This window comes from Halomonas sp. KHS3, from assembly GCF_000830495.1.
In the GTDB taxonomy this organism is placed as follows: Bacteria; Pseudomonadota; Gammaproteobacteria; order Pseudomonadales; family Halomonadaceae; genus Vreelandella; species Vreelandella titanicae.
Window position 1 is genome coordinate 394861 of the sequence record NZ_JWHY01000003.1, and the last position, 16457, is coordinate 411317.

A 16457-nucleotide genomic window follows, 5' to 3' on the forward strand; every position below is an offset into this window, starting at 1 on the left:
ACCATGGACGCACACCCACAGGCAACCAGCGATCCCAATGTGGAGGCTGATATCGTCGTTATCGGTGCCGGCATCATTGGCACAGCTTGCGCCCTGTCGTTAAGTCAACAAGGCTTGCGCGTCGTGGTGTTGGATAGCCAGCCCCCTGGTATGGGAACCTCCTATGGGAATGCCGGGCATATGGCAACGGAGCAGGTATTCCCCATTGCCGATGCCGCCATTGTGAAGCAACTGCCCAAGATGCTGCTTGATCCGATGGGGCCACTGCGGCTGGACTGGCGCTATGTGCCGAAGGCACTACCCTGGTTCACTCGGCTACTCTGGAACCTGCGTCAAGCCCCTTATCAAGCCAGCGTCGCCGGTATTCGTGCGCTTAATGAGCAGAGTTTGGCTGCTTGGCAACGACTACTCGACAACATCGATGGTAGGCACTTACTCAAAGAAGAGGGCTCCTTCCTGGTATACGAAAAAGCCGACAATGCCGACGAGCTAGAGGCGCTACGAGCTCGGATGGCCGAGCAGCAGGTCGCGGTGGAACGTTGGTCAGGTGATGCCATCCGGGATGTTGCCCCTCAGTTGTCAGATAACATTCAAGGCGGTCTATTTTTCCCGGGCACCGCCCATGTGGTAGACCCCTGGCAGGTGGTTAACGCTATAGTGCAGGCTGCCAAAGCGAACGGGGTTCAATTCAGACAGGCCTCAGTGATATCTGGAAACGTTAGCGAGCAAGGCAGCACTCATGTCAAAAATCAGGGCGTAAGTCTACAGACCGACATCGCGGGCATCTTCAAGGCTGGCAAAGTGCTGATCGCCTGCGGGGCTCACTCGGCCAAACTTACCACCGCGCTGACGGGCACCAGTATCCCGCTGGATACCGAGCGGGGCTACCACCTAATGCTACCGAATGAGGGTGAGCGCCTCCCGGTGGCAGTCACGTCGTTGGAGCGCCGCTTTATCATGACACCAATGGAAGAGGGGTTACGCTTGGCAGGTACCGTTGAATTTGCGGGCCTTCAGCAGCCAGCCAATATGCAGCGTGCCTGGCAGCTACATAAACTCAGCCAAGGGTTATTTAGAAGTGAACTGGATAAAACAGGCGCTAAACCCTGGATGGGCTTTCGCCCTTCCCTGCCCGACTCACTACCAATTATCGACAGTGTTAAAGAAGGTAGAGTCTTGCTAGCTTTCGGCCATCACCACCTTGGCTTGACCCAAGCGGCACTGACGGCAGAAATCATCGCCGACCTAGCGACAAAAGGAGAGCATCACCCTAGCGCAGCCAACCCTGCCGTGGCCGACTTGTCACCTTATCGAATAAGCCGATTTACCTGATTGGAAAACGATCGCAGGCATTGCTAAAAGCGTAAGTATTTATCTACGCCTTTGCGACGTAAAAAATAAATTGCAAAATGCTAGATTGGTATACAGTATCTCGTATATTTCTCTCACCTATGGATTCTCATCGTTGCCACTCACCATGTTTAACGCACCTAATCTTGGCATTACTCCCTCGGCATCTGAGGTGATCGTAAAGCACCTGCGCGAAGCCATTATTGCCGGCCAACTCGAAGAGGGTGAGCCAATACGCCAGGATGATATTGCCAATAAATTCAATGTTAGCAAAATTCCTGTACGGGAGGCTCTGAAGCGCCTGGAAGCAGAGGGTTTGGTACTTTTCCAGCGTAACAAGGGCGCCGTTGTGACGAAGATCTCTGAACCCGAGCTGGCTCAGATGTTTGAAGTTCGCGTCCTGCTAGAGGTAGAAGCCATTCGTCTCGCCGTCCCTAATATGGGCCAAGCCACCTTCGACAATGCCGAGCGCATTTGCGACGAGTTCAATAATGAGGACGATGTGGGCCGCTGGGCCACACTGAACTGGGAGCTCCATGCCTGTCTCTACGAGCCTGCGCAACGCCCCTTCATGATGAGCCTGATACGCTCTATCCATGACAAGGTGGAGCGCTACCTCCGATTACAGTTGAGCTTGTCCAAAGGCAAGGCACGCGCCGACAAAGAGCACCGCGCTATTATCGCCGCTTGCCGCAAAGGCGACGCCGACGAAGCAGCAGCGCTGGTTGAACGCCATATTATTGGTGTGTGTCGAACACTCTACGATCATCTGCCTAACCGGCTTGCCGAGTAGTCACTGACTTTTCAGATAGAGCTTAGATCACTAAACCCCGCCCTCTTTATCCGTTGGGCAGCGATGTTCGAATCGCTACCCAACTTCGCAGTATTTCTTGTTTGATTCTTGCGTGATCTGTTTCAACGCTGAGGCTCCAAAGCGGTGATATAGCGGCTTCTGCCTACACTCTTATTAGCATTCCAGCTCACACCGCCACTCAATTTTTTTATTTAAATCAATTAAAACAATATCTTAACTTTAAGTTTGAATTAATATCTTCAAAACTTGCAAATCGTATCCGAAATAATAAATACTAAGTTTGCTGTCTCTTGCAGCCAAGCAAAGCCCACCTAGGAGGTCAAGAATGATAAACAAGACCGCTCCATTAGCGCTTTCCGCTATCTTGAGTGTATCCGTCATCGGTCAGGCACAGGCTGACAAACTCGATGAAATAATTAGCTCAGGCACCCTACGTTGTGCCGTCACCCTCGATTTCCCCCCCATGGGGTTTCGCGACGATAACAACCAGCCAGCCGGTTTCGATGTCGACTACTGTAACGACTTGGCCAATGTCCTCGAAGTCGATGCTGAAATCGTTGAAACCCCCTTCCCCGATCGTATTCCCGCACTGGTCTCAGGCCGCGCCGACGTGATCGTGGCATCTACTTCTGACACGCTGGGGCGAGCCAAAACCGTTGGCATGTCCATTCCTTACTTTGCCTTCCAGATGGTCGTCCTGACCCGGGAAGACACTGGTATCGAGCAGTACGATGATCTGCAGGGTCGCCCGGTGGGCAACACCAGTGGCACCTACGAAGCAATGGCGCTGGAAGAAGATGTGGATGAGTGGGGTGACGGTAGTTTCCGCGCTTATCAAACTCAGAACGACACCATTCTGGCCGTCGCCCAGGGCCACATTGATGCTACCGTCGTGACCAACACAGTGGCGTCCTCGACGCTCGAATCTGGCAAATATGAGGGGCTGAAAATTGCTGGCGAAGCACCCTACGTCATTGATTACGTGTCTCTTGCAGCCAACCGCACCGAATATGGCCTACTGAATTACCTAAATCTATTCGTGAATCAGCAGGTGCGCACCGGACGTTATGCGGAACTCTACGACAAATGGGTAGGCGGCGAACCAGTCGATCTGACCGTACCCGGCGTTTATTACTAATTCGTTGAATAATAACAATGTATCGCGCGCTGCTCTGGTGGCGCGTTCTTCCCAACGAACGAGATGACGCTATGTCTGATGTTTCGCTCACCGGTCGTAGCCTGGTGCATGGTTCAGCGCAAGGCGAACTACTGTATACCGACGTTGGTTTGAGCTTTTGGGGTGGTGTCGATCCGTTCAGCGGCGAGATTATTGACCGCCATCATCCGTTGAACGGCCAGTGCCTTGCCGGACGCATACTCGCCCTGCCTAGTGGACGCGGTTCATGCACCGGCAGCAGCGTGCTACTTGAGTTGCTTACCGGTCAAAACGCGCCCGCTGCCTTGATATTCGCCGATCAAGAAGAGATTTTGACCCTCGGTGTGATTATTGCCGAAACGCTATTTGAAACCTCTATTCCGGTATTGTGCGTCGGCCCCGAGGCGTTTGCCACACTGCACAAAGGGCACTTCGCGCGCATTGAAAATGAGCACATAAGCCTTTTCGACTCTCTTCCCCAAGGGAATTGGACGGTAAAGGCAATCATCAACGATTCACAGCCATCCACTCCACCACCCTCCTGCGTAGCGCTAAGCGATAATGATCACGCACTCCTGGATGGTCACTATGGCAAAGCAGCTCAAGAGGCGATGCGCATTGTGTTACGAATGGCCGAGCTTCAAGGCGCTGACCAACTGATTGACATCAGCCAAGCGCATATTGATGGCTGCATTTATACCGGCCCAGCCAGTTTGCGTTTCGCTGAACAGTTAGTGGAATGGGGTGCCCAGGTCCGCGTACCGACCACACTCAATTCTATATCTGTTGATCAGTGCCGCTGGCGGGCGCAGGGCATCGACCCCGCTTTCGGCGAACCTGCCAGTGCGTTAGGCAACGCCTACATGGCCATGGGCGCGCAACTCAGTTACACCTGTGCGCCCTATCTACTCGACAGCGCTCCCAAAGCTGGCGAGCAAATCGTGTGGGCCGAGTCTAACGCCGTTGTATACGCCAATAGTGTGCTGGCGGCCCGAACGCTGAAATATCCGGACTATCTGGATATTTGCATCGCGTTGACGGGGCGTGCGCCCTTTATAGGGGCACATCAAGACCAGGGGCGTTTTGCCACGCTGCGTATCGACATCAAGCCTCTCGATTCCCTGGATGACGCTTTCTGGCCATTGCTGGGGTATCACGTGGGGTTGCTTTGCGGCAGCGAGATCCCCTTACTTTGCGGCCTAGAGGACACAGCGCCCAGTCGCGATGATCTCAAAGCATTCGGTGCAGCCTTCGCCACCACCTCAGCCGCGCCGATGTTCCATATCAGCCATATTACTCCAGAAGCGATGCGGGAATCCCAGGCCCTCGGCGACCTCCCGACTTCACGTCATCTAACCATCGAGCCAACTGATCTACTCACCCGTTGGTACGAGCTGGATCATGCTGAAGCATCCCAGGTAGACCTCATCTCCTTGGGCAATCCCCACTTCTCGTTGAGCGAGTGCGCGGCGCTGGCGGCGCTCTGTTCAGGACGTCGCAAACATCCGGATGTCGCCATGGCGGTCACGCTGGGACGAGCGGTGTATGACGACGCCAGCACGGCAGGATACATCACCACCCTGGAGCGCTTCGGAGCACAGCTTATCAACGATACCTGCTGGTGCATGTTAGGTGAGCCCGTAGTACCGCCAACGGCGCGCACAATCATGACCAATTCGGGTAAATACGCCCACTACGCCCCAGGGTTAGTCGGTCGCCAGGTGCACTTCGGCAATCTCGCCGAGTGCGTCGAGACCGCCTGTAGTGGAGAGGCCAGTGGTCGCCTCCCCTCCTGGCTGACGGCCGTTGCGACTCGTCAAGGAGCACACTAAGCCATGTTTGATTATACCTTCCAGTGGCGAACTGCCTTTAGGGCCCTGCCGGATATGCTCGATGGTGCGGTTGTCACTTTTGAGACCGCAGCGCTATCGATGATCTTCGGCGTCTTAATCGCCCTGGCGTTACTGGCGATGCGAGAAACGCCTAACCCGGTAACGCGGGCGGTCGCGGGTACCTGGGTGTCGATCGCCCGCAATACGCCTGCGCTGTTCCAGATCTATATCGTCTATTTCGGTCTTGGCGCTATCGGTATGCACGTTAGTTCATGGGCAGCCCTACTAGCGGGTATTACCTTTAATAACGCGGGTTACTTAGCTGAAAATTTTCGCGGCGGCCTTAAAGCGATTCCCGATACCCAGGTTCGTGCGGCCCGCTCCTTGGGGATGAGCAGCTTCCAGGCGTATCGATTGGTGGTGGTACCGCAACTACTGCGCATCGTTTTTTACCCGATCACCAATCAAATGGTGTGGGCGGTATTAATGACCTCGTTGGGCGTTATCGTTGGCCTGAATAACGATCTCACCGGAGTGACTCAGGATTACAACGTCAGAACGTTCCGCACCTTTGAGCTATTTGCGCTGGCAGCGGTGCTCTATTACCTGATCGCCAAACTAATTGTAGTGATAGCCCGGCTGCTGGCCTGGCGGCTATTCCGCTATTGAGGGCCTGACTATGTTTTCAACTAGCTTCACCTGGAACGACCTGCTGTTTCTGCTTCAAGGGGCCTGGGTCACTCTGTTACTGACGTTTTGGTCGATGCTGCTCGGTACCTTTCTGGGCGTCTCCTGTGGGCTACTCCGCGCGCTACTGCCCAGAGCAACGATTCCGCTGGGGTGGTTTCTAGATATCTTTCGCAGCGTGCCGTTGCTGATCCAGTTTGTGCTGTTCAATTCGCTCAAGAGTATTGTGGGCCTGGATTGGAGCGCTTTCACCGTGGGCTGTGTGGTACTTGGCGTGTATGTGGCCGCTTTCTGCACCGAGATTGTTCGCAGCGGCGTGCTATCGGTGCCCCAGAACCTGCGTTTGGCCAGTCGCTCGCTGGGCATGACCTACTGGCAAGACCTGCGTTATGTGGTGATGCCGCTAGCGACCCGGGTAGCCTTTCCCGGCTGGCTCAACCTTTCCCTCTCGGCCATGAAAGATACCGCGCTGGTCATGTGGATCGGCATCATTGAATTGCTCCGTGCCTCCCAGGCCATCGTCACACGCATTCAGGAGCCATTGCTGGTGCTATGTATTGCAGGGCTCATCTATTACCTCATCAGCTTGGTGGTCTCCCGCCTAGGTGCCCAAGTGGAAAAAAGGTGGCAGCAGAATGATTGAGATTGAAAAAGTACATAAGTCGTTTAAAGACCTGGAAGTGATCAAGGGCGTTGACCTAACCGTTCAAAAGGGCGAAGTGGTCTCCATTGTAGGGGGCTCCGGCTCGGGGAAATCAACCTTGTTGATGTGTATCAATGGGCTGGAAAATATCCAAGGCGGATCAATTAGGGTCGACGGCACTGAGGTGCATGCCAAGGACACCGACATTAATAAGCTGCGGCAGAAAATTGGCATTGTCTTCCAGCAGTGGAATGCCTTTCCGCACCTGAATGTGCTGGAGAACGTCATGCTGGCGCCGCGTAAAGTGTTGGGCAAGAGCCGGGCTGAAGCCGAAGAGCTGGCAGTAAAGCAACTCACCCATGTGGGCCTTGCCGATAAGCTTAAGGTGTTTCCCGGCAAGCTCTCTGGCGGCCAGCAGCAGCGTATGGCGATTGCCCGTGCGCTGGCCATGTCACCGGACTATATGCTTTTCGACGAGGCTACCTCGGCACTTGATCCTCAGTTGGTAGGGGAAGTGCTGGATACTATGCGCCTACTGGCCGAAGACGGCATGACCATGATTCTGGTCACCCACGAGATCCCTTTCGCCCGTGACGTATCCGACCGTGTGGCCTTTTTCCGCGAAGGCCTCATTCATGAGATCGGCCCTCCAGATCAAGTGATCGATAATCCGCAGAAGCCGGAAACAGCCGCCTTTCTCAAGTCAGTGGTCTAGAGGTTTACATGCGTTCAAGCAAAGTCATTCATGTTGTCAGCTGTCATGCCGAGGGAGAAGTCGGAGACGTCATCGTAGGTGGCGTCGCACCACCACCTGGCGATACGTTATGGGAGCAATCGCGTTGGATTGCACGCGATGAAACCCTACGCAACTTTATGCTCAATGAGCCACGCGAGGGCGTATTTCGACACGTCAATCTACTGGTGCCGTCAAAAGACCCTCGCGCCCAGATGGCATGGATCATCATGGAACCTGCCGATACACCACCGATGTCCGGTTCTAATTCGCTCTGTGTCGCGACTGTGCTGCTCGATAGCGGCATTCTGCCTATGACGGAGCCTGTCACCCATTTGGTACTAGAAGCGCCGGGTGGTCTGGTTGAGATTACCGCGCAGTGCCGAGACGGCAAGGCCGAGAAAGTTGAAGTGCATAACGTACCGTCCTTTGCCGACAAAACTGACCGCTGGATCGAGGTTGAAGGTATAGGATCGCTGCAAGTCGATACCGCCTACGGGGGCGATAGCTTCGTCATTGCCGACGCCCAACAGCTGGGGTTTTCACTGCATGCTGATGAAGCAGCCGATCTAGTCGCCACCGGACTTAAGATCACCCATGCTGCCAATGAACAGCTGGGGTTTACGCATCCATTGAATCCAGAATGGTCACATATATCTTTTTGCCAAATAGCGGCACCGGTGAGCCACGAAAGCGGTGTAGCAACCGCCACGAATGCGGTGGTGATTCGTCCTGGTAAGATTGATCGATCCCCTTGCGGCACAGGCTGTTCTGCACGCTTGGCGGTGCTGCACGCGAAAGGTCAATTGAAAGTTGGGGAGCCCTTTATCGGCCGATCTATTATCGGTTCGGAGTTTGAATGTCGAATCGTAAGCCAATGCGATATAGCGGGTCGCCCAGCCATTATTCCTAGCCTAGCCGGACGCGCCTGGATTACTGGAACTCACCAGCATTTACTCGACCCTAGCGACCCATGGCCGGAAGGATATCGACTCTCAGACACTTGGCCGACAAGCTAAAATAAATGCCTAACAATCGTTGTTCGTTCATAAGCCACACCACCTGCTAAAGCCTCAGGTCGTGTGGCTGAGAAACCGAGACAGTCAGACCGAAAAGCCTTACCAGCTATATTTCACGCTGCCAATCACACTGCGGGATTCACCGTAGTAACACCAGAAATCAGATTCGCAACTCGCCACATATTCTTCATCGGTGACGTTATTAACGTTGAGCTGAGCCGTCCAACTTTCATTGATGTCATAGCTCGCCATGGCATCGCCCACGGTATAACTGGCTACATCGATAGTAGACCCACCTGAGCTTTCGCCGACATGGCGAATACCAGCGCCGACTTTCAAACCATCCACGGCGGTGCCTTGAAAGTCATAGTCAATCCAGGCCGATGCTTGATGACGTGGAATTAGGCTCTTACGCTGACCGTTTTCATCCTCAGCATCAGTATAAGTATAAGCAGCAGTTAGTTGCAGTTGGTCGGTCAAATAGCTAACACCCTCTAACTCAAACCCTTGGGATGTCTGTTTACCACTCTGCTCCTGACGACCTCCTGTTGTTGAAGTCACCAAGCTATTGCGTTGCTCTAGGTCAAAGATTGCGGCGGTTACATAGCCATCCCAAGCAGGAGGAGCAATCTTAACCCCAAGCTCCCACTGCTCGCCTTCCAATGGTTCGTAAAGATCTCCACCATCGTCAACGCTGGTTTGCGTTTCAAAAGATTCCGTGTAGCTAAGGTAGGGGTTAATGCCATGGTTTCCGAGATACATCACACCACCGGACCAAGAGACCTGATTATCATCGGCCCGCTCAGTTGCTCCAGTAGTTCGATTGGCGTTGTCAGTTTCTGCCTGGTCGTAGCGAACTGCTCCCAACAGTACCCAACGGTCATCGATACGCAATTGGTCCTGTAGATAAACACCTAGCTGCTCTTTATCGATCTGGCGCTGAGTCAACTGATCGCTGGAGACTGGAGCAATATCGCCCTGCGGGTTGAAAATATCGACAACATCGTAACCAAAACTATCGAATTCCTGACCATCAAGACTTAGATCCTGGTAGTCCATCCCGAACAGCAAGGTATTTTCAGTACGATCTGTGTACCACTGACCCACCATACGATTATCAATCGTAAAACTGTCAATCTCACCATCACGCTGCAAATGGCCCCGCGAAGCGGTCTGCCCATCGCCCGTTTGTCCTAGGACATAAGTACTGCGAAGATCCAGATCGAGATGGCTATACCGGAAATCCTGCTCGAATTTCCAAGTATCATCGAGCTGATGTTTGAATTCGTAGCCGACGGCCGTCTGAGTACGTTCGTCCTTGTCGTAGTCGGGCGCGCCATAGTTAGTTTGCGGGTTTACCTTACCAAAAGGCGTATTGTCTACCGTACCATAGGGAAGTTTGAAAGGATTGACCGGGACGCCGTCGTCCTTCTGGAAGCTTGCAAGTAGCGTAAGCTGCGTATCGTCGGATAAATCCCACTCAAGGCTCGGCGCAAAGTAGTAACGCTCATTTTCGGTGTCATTTAAATCACCGTCCCGCTCCTTATATAGCCCAACGACGCGATAGCGTACATCCCCACTTTCTGTGGCTGGGCCCGAGGTATCAAAACCCAACTGGCGGTGATCACGGTTGCCTGCTTGAATTTCGACCTCACCTCTTTGCTCATCGGTAGGACGCTTGCTTACCGCGTTAATCAGTCCTCCAGAAGGAGCTTCGCCATATAGGATCGATGCGGGCCCCTTAAAAACGTCGACTCTATCCAGGCCATAAGTTTCAGGTAACCACTGATAGTAACCGGTGCGATAGAGACGAAGGCCATCCAGATAGGTTGCCTGGTCAAACCCCCGGATTTTGAACCAATCCGTGTTGTTGTCCGAACCATAATGACCGGAAAGCACGCCAGAGCGATATCGAAACGTCTCGTCGAGTTGCTGGACGTTACGTTCATTGAGCTCTTCACGGCTCACAGTCGATACCGGGCGTGGTGTCTCTACTAGCGGGGTATCGACTTTCAGCGCCGTGGCCGTAACCACCACGGTATCGTTGGAAGTGGTTTCTTCCTGAGCATAGGCAGATGCGCAAAAGAGCGCCGCAGTGACGGGGATCAGTGCGGAAATTGAGCGCGCCAAAGGACGACGGGCAAACGGCAGACGAGGCATGATAGAGTCTCAGTTGGAATTAGGAGCAAAGAGGAAGCAGAGAAATAAGCATCATGATAATCGTTGTTATTAGCATTCATGATAGCGCTTTTGAATAGTTGCTTTCAATGGCCTAATGCGGGGATTTTCCACGCTGACTGAAGGCGATACCAACAGACTGTACCCAATGCATCTCAACTGCTTAGATGCTTTAGCAGTTGAGATTTGAGAAGAGAGGCGCTGCGTTCCCTGCAGCGCAAAGTGCAACGTCCTGTTTAGGCATTTCCGTTGCCACACTTATACCTACATTAAACAGTTAGCTATCTGTTGGCTGTGCGCTGGCGAACATGGGGGTGAAAAACTCCTGCAATAACTATCCCTCTCCAACGATTCTCTCTTATACAACACGTCGTTTCTAAGCCTGTTCCAAGAGGCTTATGTACGTTAGCGTACTGAGTTGGTCTGCCGATAGCCTATACTAAAAACGATATCTGTATAAAAATTTGTGATAACAGTAAAAAGCATTAGAAAAGAACATCTTACTCAGACAATTTTGATCAAAAGCCGCGCAACAGCCAACAACAGGGGGAGAGGTGCGATGCTAGAACTCCAGCAGAACGCTCTGCTTGGCTTATTACCCGAAGAAGACCTTGCGCATCTGTTGCCTCATCTTGAGCAGGTTACATTGTCCTTGGGTCAGTCACTCAGCGAATCCGGCCGGCAAATGAGCCATGTCTATTTCCCATTGGATTCTATCGTCTCACTGCTGTGCGTAATGGAAGATGGTGCCTCGACGGAAATTGCCGTAGTGGGTTATGAAGGAGTGGTAGGCGTTTCGTTGTTCATGGGCGGAGAGACCACCCCCAGCCGAGCGATTGTGCAGAGTGCAGGGAAGGCTTACCGCCTTAAGGGGCAATTACTCAAAAACGAATTCTATCGCGCGGGCCCTATGCAGCGACTACTTCTGCGCTATACCCAAGCCTTGCTGACGCAGATGGCACAGACAGCGGTATGCAACCGCCATCACAGCGTCGATCAGCAGCTATGCCGCTGGCTGCTACTCAGCCTCGACCGGCTACCGGGCGATAAATTGATTATGACCCAAGAGTTAATTGCCAATATGCTGGGCGTGCGGCGCGAAGGCGTGACCGAGTCCGCAGGGAAACTCCAGCGAGCAGGGCTGATTTCCTACAACCGCGGGCATATCACCATCATTGACAGGCCTGGGCTAGAGAAGCGGGTCTGCGAGTGTTACGCGGTGGTTAAGCGCGAGTACGACCGCCTACTCAACCACCATGACGTAATGTAATAATTCAATCCCTACTATCAATCTACCCGTAAACACCATTCCAACGTTATGTACGCTAGCGTGCCGACGAGTGATTTACCCAATGTTAATATGCGCATAGTCCGTCAATAACGCTGATGATGGCCTATCTGCAGCCGACATCAAAATGATTTACACCTTCATTGTGCCGTTTGCCAGGTTCTTATAACCGGAGAGGCACATGACGTCTATTTTGAACGTTCCCGCTGCCAATCAACTCCTTGTTGAGCTGCCGGAAGTCGAGCGAAATGCCTTTATGGCTGCCTGCGACACCGTGGAGCTTAGCTTTGGTGAAGTACTGCTACAGCCCACAGAGACATTTACCCACGTCTATTTTCCCATCGATAGCTTCATCTCACTGATTGTCGTCATCGATACTGACAAACGACTGGAAGTCGCGATGGCGGGCCGGGAAGGAATGCTGGGTAGCTCATTAGCACTAGGCATTGATGAGGCGCCGCTACTCGCGCTGGTTCAAGGGGCTGGTTCGGCTCTACGCATGACTGCTGAAAGCTTTCAGCAGCTACTACCCGGTAGCCCAGTATTACATCAGCGACTAAAGCGATATATCTATGTCGTGATGAAGCAACTGGCGACATCCGCGGCGTGTAATCACTTCCACCGGATTGAAGAGCGCCTCGCCCGCTGGCTGCTGATAACTCAGGATCGCGCGGGTACCGATCAGTTGAATCTGACTCATGAGTTTCTGGCCATGATGCTCGGGGTTAGACGTGCAGGCATTACCCTGGCGGCGATAGCCCTGCAGGCGCGTGGCCTAATCCGTTACCAGCGTGGAACCATCACGGTGCTTGATCGACTAGGCCTAATCGAGGCGTCCTGCGATTGCTATAGCGATGATTGCGCGTTATACGCCAAAATGTTACCGGTGATATAAAGAAAGGAAGCGTAACGCTTGATCAAGCATTTAATAAGCCCCCTTCCTCTGTAACACCAACGGGCTAGGTAAAGAGGCCATTGGCTGGCCTCTTCATTACGCAGCGTTTTATTAAGCAGCATTAAGCCTGACTACAGAACATTTTTGTAAGCTACTCCCCCTTTCATAATTAGCATGAGCTGCTCATCGGGCTGAGTAAGAACATTAATATCGTCCAAAGGATTGTCTTTAAGCACGATTACGTCTCCCCTTGCGCCTGGGATAATCTCGCCAAAATCGCCGGTGTGACCATAAGCGTCGGCGGCGTGGCTAGTGGCTGCACGAATCAGCTCGTCGGTGGGCACTACATCTTTGCGTAAATGAAATTCGTTGAGTTGATGGCGTTGCATCCGGCCAAGAAGATCAGAGCCGTATAGCATCTTGACACCGTATTGTTGAGCCATTTCCAGTGCCTTACCGCCAGCATCCAGCACATCATAAACCTTGCGTTGTAGGTGCTCGGCCATGCCCGCTTCGACGCCCTCCTTCGCTAAGGCATCGTAAGTGCAGAGAGTCGGCGTTAGGTAAGCGTCGTACTCAAGGAATAGCCGACAGCTCTCCTCGTCCATAAGGTTGCCGTGCTCAATGGTCTTGACGCCTCTGGGGATAAGCCGGTTGATAGCGCGCGCCGTATAGGCATGTGCCATGGTATGAATATTGGCGGCGGTGGCTTCTTCCACAATGGCATCAATTTCCTCAAGCGAAAATTGCGTACTGTCGATACGGTCGGTAGGTGAAGAAACGCCGCCAGACGCCATAATCTTGATCTGGGTGGCCCCCTTTCTGATCTCGTCCCGTGCGGCCCGGCGTACTTCGCTTACACCATCGCAAACACGACCTAGACCCGCGCAGCAGAAGCAGCCTTCAAAGGTTTGTTGGCCTGGGCCACGCATATCGGCATGGCCACCTGTCTGAGAGAGTGCATTCCCTGCGTACATGATGCGCGGGCCGACCAGAGCGCCTTCATCGACAGCCTTGGCGAGCCCGTAATCTGCACCGCCAGCATCGCGCACGGTCGTGAATCCGCGCATCAACATAGCTTCCAGCAGCTCGCTTGATTTGGCACCGACATAGAAAGGCGAAAGCGTCTCAAGCAGAGCAAAATTGGGTGTAATTGCCGTGACGTGTACATGCGAATCAACCAGTCCGGGCATCAGGAAGTGGCCTTGAATATCGATGACGTGATCATCACTGCCCTCTCGCGGCGAATCGCTCACATCGACGATACGGCCATCCTGAATACGCACCTGCTGGTTGGCGAGTACTTTTCCGTTGCGCGTGTCGATAACGTTGGCATTTATAAAGCGTGTCGTTGTCATGAGTATTCCTTGTGAGTGTTCTTGTGAGGGTGGCGTTAAAACATCTTTTGCGGAAGGTAAAGCGAAAGCGCTGGAATCAGCACGATTAGCAATAGGGCAACAATATCCATAACGATGAACCAGGCGACGCCCTTAAAGACTTCAGACAGTGTGACGCTATTGCCCAAGGCACCTTTGATGACATACACATTGAGCCCGATAGGCGGAGTGACCAACCCCACTTCAAGCAGCTTTACGACGATGATGCCGAACCAGATCAAGTTGAGGTCTGCGCCTTCCACTAAGGGCAGAATTAACGGCAGAGTGAGGAGCAGTAAGCCTATGGAGTCGATAAACATACCCAGCACAAGATAGATCACTGCCACCGCGAGAATGATCCACCAGGTCTCGGTACTGACGCCGAGGATTATTTCGGAGAAAGCAGCGGGCACACCACTCATGGCTAGAAAGCGGGTGAAAAACAGCGACCCAATGAGAATAATAAAGATGCTTGCCGTGCTCACCGCCGTGCGGATCAGTGCTTCCCGAATGGCTGAAAAGGTTAGCGTGCGACGTGCCAAGGCAATCAGAGCGGCAATGGAGGTACCCACCGCCCCCGCTTCGGTAGGTGAGAAAACACCCAGAAAAATCCCGCCAAGAACTGAGCCGATCAGCAACGGCAACGGCCAGATATGCTTAAAGGCATCCCACTTCTCGTCCCAGCTAGAGCGTACATCGGTGTTGCCCGCCAGGCTGGGGTTAAGCTTGGTTCGCACCATAATCATGGCGATGTAAAGCAGCGCCGAAAGCACACCGGGGATGAATCCCGCCATAAACAGTTGACCCACCGACACCTGGGCATAAACACCATAGAGCACCAGCAACACGCTTGGGGGAATCAGCGAGCCGAGTGTTCCAGAGGCGGCGACGGTACCGGTGGCCAGCCCCTTGTCGTAGTTATGCTTGAGCATTTCGGGCACGGCAATCCGCGACATGGCCGCCGATGTTGCGACGCTAGAGCCGGAGGCTGCAGCAAAGAAGGCAGAGGCCATAACACTGGAAACAGCCAGGCCGCCTGGCAAGCGCGCCAGATAAAGGCGCATGGCATGAAACAGGCCTTGAGTCATATTGGTGCTGGTACACAAATAGCCCATAAACAGGAACATAGGTGCCGCGGTCAGTTCCCAGGTGCCTGCAAAGTCGAACGGAGTGGCCGAAATCATCCCCCAGGCCACACGCATGCTGGTCATTTCGCCAATGCCGATAATCGACACCAAACCCAGTGCCACGCCGATTGGTACGCGCAGGGCGATCAGGGCCAAGGCGATGGCAATGCCTGCCACACCTATCTCGATATTACTCATTAGGAAACTCCTACAGGGCTTGGCGTTGTTGCAGCGCCTTAATCATGTTGGCGATGATGGCCAGGCACATGGCTGCGAAGCCAACCGGTAACGCCCAGCGACTGGGCCATAGATAGAAGGTGAAATTGGCCATGGCCGTTTCCATTCGAACCGTAGCGCGCACTGCATCTAGATAGCTCTGGTAACAGAGCATGCCGAAATAGAGGAGCCCAAGGGTGCTGGCGAACAGGTAGAGTGTCAGTTGGGCTACCGGCGGGAGCCTTCCCACAAGCACATCCACGCTGATGTGTTCGCGCTGAAGTTCGACATAGGCGAGCGGCAGAAAGACGACGGCGACCATGTAGTAAAAAGAGACAAACTCCAAGGTGCCGGTAAACGACTTTCCGAATAAGTAGCGCAGCCCAACATCGAGTGAGACATGCAGTGCCATAAGCACCAGAAAGAGGGCCGCCAGCACCATGGCACTTTTGGCAACCCACTGGCTCAGTGATTCGAAGTGTTTGGCCATCATGCGGGCTCACTCCTCTGCGCATCCGGGGCAGAAAAGCCCAGTTCTAACAGGGTCTCTTTCCAGAACAGCAGCATATCGCGGTAGAGTTCGGGGTCATCTCGCCAGATGCTTTGCGCCCCCATACCCCGCATCATGCACAAGGTGGCATTCAGGGCGACGCGATTCTGATGTGACGTGTGCTTGGCGCTGGCGACTAACTGCTCCCAAATCTGCTCCAAAGAGTCATTGAAATTGGCTGCCAGCGGCACTAACACTTTCATTATGTCGGGGTCGGTACGCGCGTTAGTGAGGTATTCAAGGGTCACCATATAAAGGTCACCCTTGAAGTGCTCATGCAGTGCTTTCAGTAAGTTGTCAAAGTTAAGCTCGCCTGCTTTAACCTTCACGGCCATCTCTCTTACGCTTTCGACTTCGCGACTCAGCAAGTCCTCAAGCGCCGCCTGCATCAATAATGTCTTGGAAGGATAGTGGTGAACTAAAGCGCCACGGGAAACGCCCGCCAGACGTGCGACATCCACGGTTGAAGTGGCACGAATGCCCTTCTCGAGAATGCACTCGATAGTCGCTTGCGTCACCCGAGCCTGGGTTTGGCGTGAGCGTTCTTCTTGATTCTGTCGCTTCGTCATAGCGAACCCTTATTTGGCCTAGGC

15 protein-coding genes are annotated in these 16457 nt (G+C 53.4%); 10 read left to right on the forward strand and 5 right to left on the reverse strand.

Annotated features, from left to right (window positions below):
• The first annotated feature begins 3 nt into the window (after window positions 1-3).
• From RO22_RS10645 to RO22_RS10680, 8 genes are all read left to right on the forward strand, one after another.
• The gene (locus RO22_RS10645; RefSeq protein WP_027958571.1) at window positions 4-1332 is read left to right on the forward strand and encodes an FAD-dependent oxidoreductase; all 1329 of its coding nucleotides are present in this window, start codon (window positions 4-6) and stop codon (window positions 1330-1332) included.
• Between the two features lie 133 nt (window positions 1333-1465).
• Window positions 1466-2143, forward strand: a complete 678-nt coding sequence (locus RO22_RS10650; protein ID WP_231500649.1) for a GntR family transcriptional regulator — start codon at window positions 1466-1468, stop codon at window positions 2141-2143.
• Window positions 2144-2489: 346 nt separating this feature from the next.
• Entirely contained in the window at window positions 2490-3302 is an 813-nt protein-coding gene (locus RO22_RS10655) for a transporter substrate-binding domain-containing protein (protein WP_027958573.1), read from the forward strand.
• A gap of 71 nt (window positions 3303-3373) precedes the next feature.
• Window positions 3374-5152 (forward strand): aconitase X, encoded by a 1779-nt coding sequence (locus RO22_RS10660; RefSeq protein ID WP_027958574.1) that lies wholly within the window; start codon window positions 3374-3376, stop codon window positions 5150-5152.
• A gap of 3 nt (window positions 5153-5155) precedes the next feature.
• Window positions 5156-5821 carry an amino acid ABC transporter permease gene (locus tag RO22_RS10665; protein ID WP_027958575.1) on the forward strand — a complete coding sequence of 222 codons (666 nt, stop codon included), beginning with the start codon at window positions 5156-5158 and terminating at the stop codon, window positions 5819-5821.
• Window positions 5822-5831: 10 nt separating this feature from the next.
• Window positions 5832-6482 (forward strand): amino acid ABC transporter permease, encoded by a 651-nt coding sequence (locus tag RO22_RS10670; protein ID WP_027958576.1) that lies wholly within the window; start codon window positions 5832-5834, stop codon window positions 6480-6482.
• On the forward strand, window positions 6475-7197 hold the full coding sequence (locus tag RO22_RS10675; protein WP_027958577.1) for an amino acid ABC transporter ATP-binding protein: 723 nt from the start codon (window positions 6475-6477) through the stop codon (window positions 7195-7197). Before RO22_RS10670 ends, RO22_RS10675 begins: the two co-directional genes overlap by 8 nt.
• Window positions 7198-7205: 8 nt before the next feature.
• Window positions 7206-8234 carry a trans-3-hydroxy-L-proline dehydratase gene (locus RO22_RS10680; RefSeq protein WP_027958578.1) on the forward strand — a complete coding sequence of 343 codons (1029 nt, stop codon included), beginning with the start codon at window positions 7206-7208 and terminating at the stop codon, window positions 8232-8234.
• 99 nt (window positions 8235-8333) lie between these two features.
• Here RO22_RS10680 and RO22_RS10685 read toward each other — a convergent pair whose 3' ends face one another.
• Window positions 8334-10394, reverse strand: a complete 2061-nt coding sequence (locus tag RO22_RS10685) for a TonB-dependent siderophore receptor (protein WP_027958579.1) — start codon at window positions 10392-10394, stop codon at window positions 8334-8336.
• A 577-nt stretch (window positions 10395-10971) separates the two neighbouring features.
• On the opposite strand from RO22_RS10685, the gene RO22_RS10690 reads away from it, so the two are divergent.
• Together RO22_RS10690 and RO22_RS10695 are read left to right on the forward strand one after the other, a co-directional pair.
• Window positions 10972-11682 carry a Crp/Fnr family transcriptional regulator gene (locus RO22_RS10690; protein ID WP_027958580.1) on the forward strand — a complete coding sequence of 237 codons (711 nt, stop codon included), beginning with the start codon at window positions 10972-10974 and terminating at the stop codon, window positions 11680-11682.
• A 199-nt stretch (window positions 11683-11881) separates the two neighbouring features.
• Window positions 11882-12595 (forward strand): Crp/Fnr family transcriptional regulator, encoded by a 714-nt coding sequence (locus RO22_RS10695; RefSeq protein ID WP_027958581.1) that lies wholly within the window; start codon window positions 11882-11884, stop codon window positions 12593-12595.
• A gap of 131 nt (window positions 12596-12726) precedes the next feature.
• On the opposite strand, the gene RO22_RS10700 is transcribed toward RO22_RS10695, so the two are convergent.
• From RO22_RS10700 to RO22_RS10715, 4 genes are read right to left on the reverse strand one after another with little or no spacing between them, the layout of a single operon-like run.
• Window positions 12727-13953: a metal-dependent hydrolase family protein gene (locus RO22_RS10700; protein ID WP_027958582.1), complete on the reverse strand. Its 1227-nt coding sequence runs from the start codon at window positions 13951-13953 to the stop codon at window positions 12727-12729.
• A gap of 35 nt (window positions 13954-13988) precedes the next feature.
• On the reverse strand, window positions 13989-15296 hold the full coding sequence (locus RO22_RS10705; protein WP_022522415.1) for a TRAP transporter large permease: 1308 nt from the start codon (window positions 15294-15296) through the stop codon (window positions 13989-13991).
• 10 nt (window positions 15297-15306) lie between these two features.
• Complete coding sequence (locus tag RO22_RS10710) at window positions 15307-15807, reverse strand: TRAP transporter small permease (RefSeq protein WP_027958583.1); 501 nt, start codon at window positions 15805-15807, stop codon at window positions 15307-15309.
• Window positions 15804-16433, reverse strand: a complete 630-nt coding sequence (locus RO22_RS10715) for a TetR/AcrR family transcriptional regulator (protein WP_022522413.1) — start codon at window positions 16431-16433, stop codon at window positions 15804-15806. The genes RO22_RS10710 and RO22_RS10715 overlap by 4 nt, the downstream gene beginning before the upstream one ends.
• Between the last annotated feature and the right edge of the window lie 24 nt (window positions 16434-16457).

Coding starts and splice junctions, on each gene's coding strand:
- RO22_RS10645 (WP_027958571.1), top strand. CDS start 4: ATGGACGCACACCCACAGGCAACCAGCGATCCCAATGTGGAGGCTGAT.
- RO22_RS10655 (WP_027958573.1), top strand. CDS start 2,490: ATGATAAACAAGACCGCTCCATTAGCGCTTTCCGCTATCTTGAGTGTA.
- RO22_RS10660 (WP_027958574.1), top strand. CDS start 3,374: ATGTCTGATGTTTCGCTCACCGGTCGTAGCCTGGTGCATGGTTCAGCG.
- RO22_RS10665 (WP_027958575.1), top strand. CDS start 5,156: ATGTTTGATTATACCTTCCAGTGGCGAACTGCCTTTAGGGCCCTGCCG.
- RO22_RS10670 (WP_027958576.1), top strand. CDS start 5,832: ATGTTTTCAACTAGCTTCACCTGGAACGACCTGCTGTTTCTGCTTCAA.
- RO22_RS10675 (WP_027958577.1), top strand. CDS start 6,475: ATGATTGAGATTGAAAAAGTACATAAGTCGTTTAAAGACCTGGAAGTG.
- RO22_RS10680 (WP_027958578.1), top strand. CDS start 7,206: ATGCGTTCAAGCAAAGTCATTCATGTTGTCAGCTGTCATGCCGAGGGA.
- RO22_RS10685 (WP_027958579.1), bottom strand. CDS start 10,394: ATGCCTCGTCTGCCGTTTGCCCGTCGTCCTTTGGCGCGCTCAATTTCC.
- RO22_RS10690 (WP_027958580.1), top strand. CDS start 10,972: ATGCTAGAACTCCAGCAGAACGCTCTGCTTGGCTTATTACCCGAAGAA.
- RO22_RS10695 (WP_027958581.1), top strand. CDS start 11,882: ATGACGTCTATTTTGAACGTTCCCGCTGCCAATCAACTCCTTGTTGAG.
- RO22_RS10700 (WP_027958582.1), bottom strand. CDS start 13,953: ATGACAACGACACGCTTTATAAATGCCAACGTTATCGACACGCGCAAC.
- RO22_RS10705 (WP_022522415.1), bottom strand. CDS start 15,296: ATGAGTAATATCGAGATAGGTGTGGCAGGCATTGCCATCGCCTTGGCC.
- RO22_RS10710 (WP_027958583.1), bottom strand. CDS start 15,807: ATGATGGCCAAACACTTCGAATCACTGAGCCAGTGGGTTGCCAAAAGT.
- RO22_RS10715 (WP_022522413.1), bottom strand. CDS start 16,433: ATGACGAAGCGACAGAATCAAGAAGAACGCTCACGCCAAACCCAGGCT.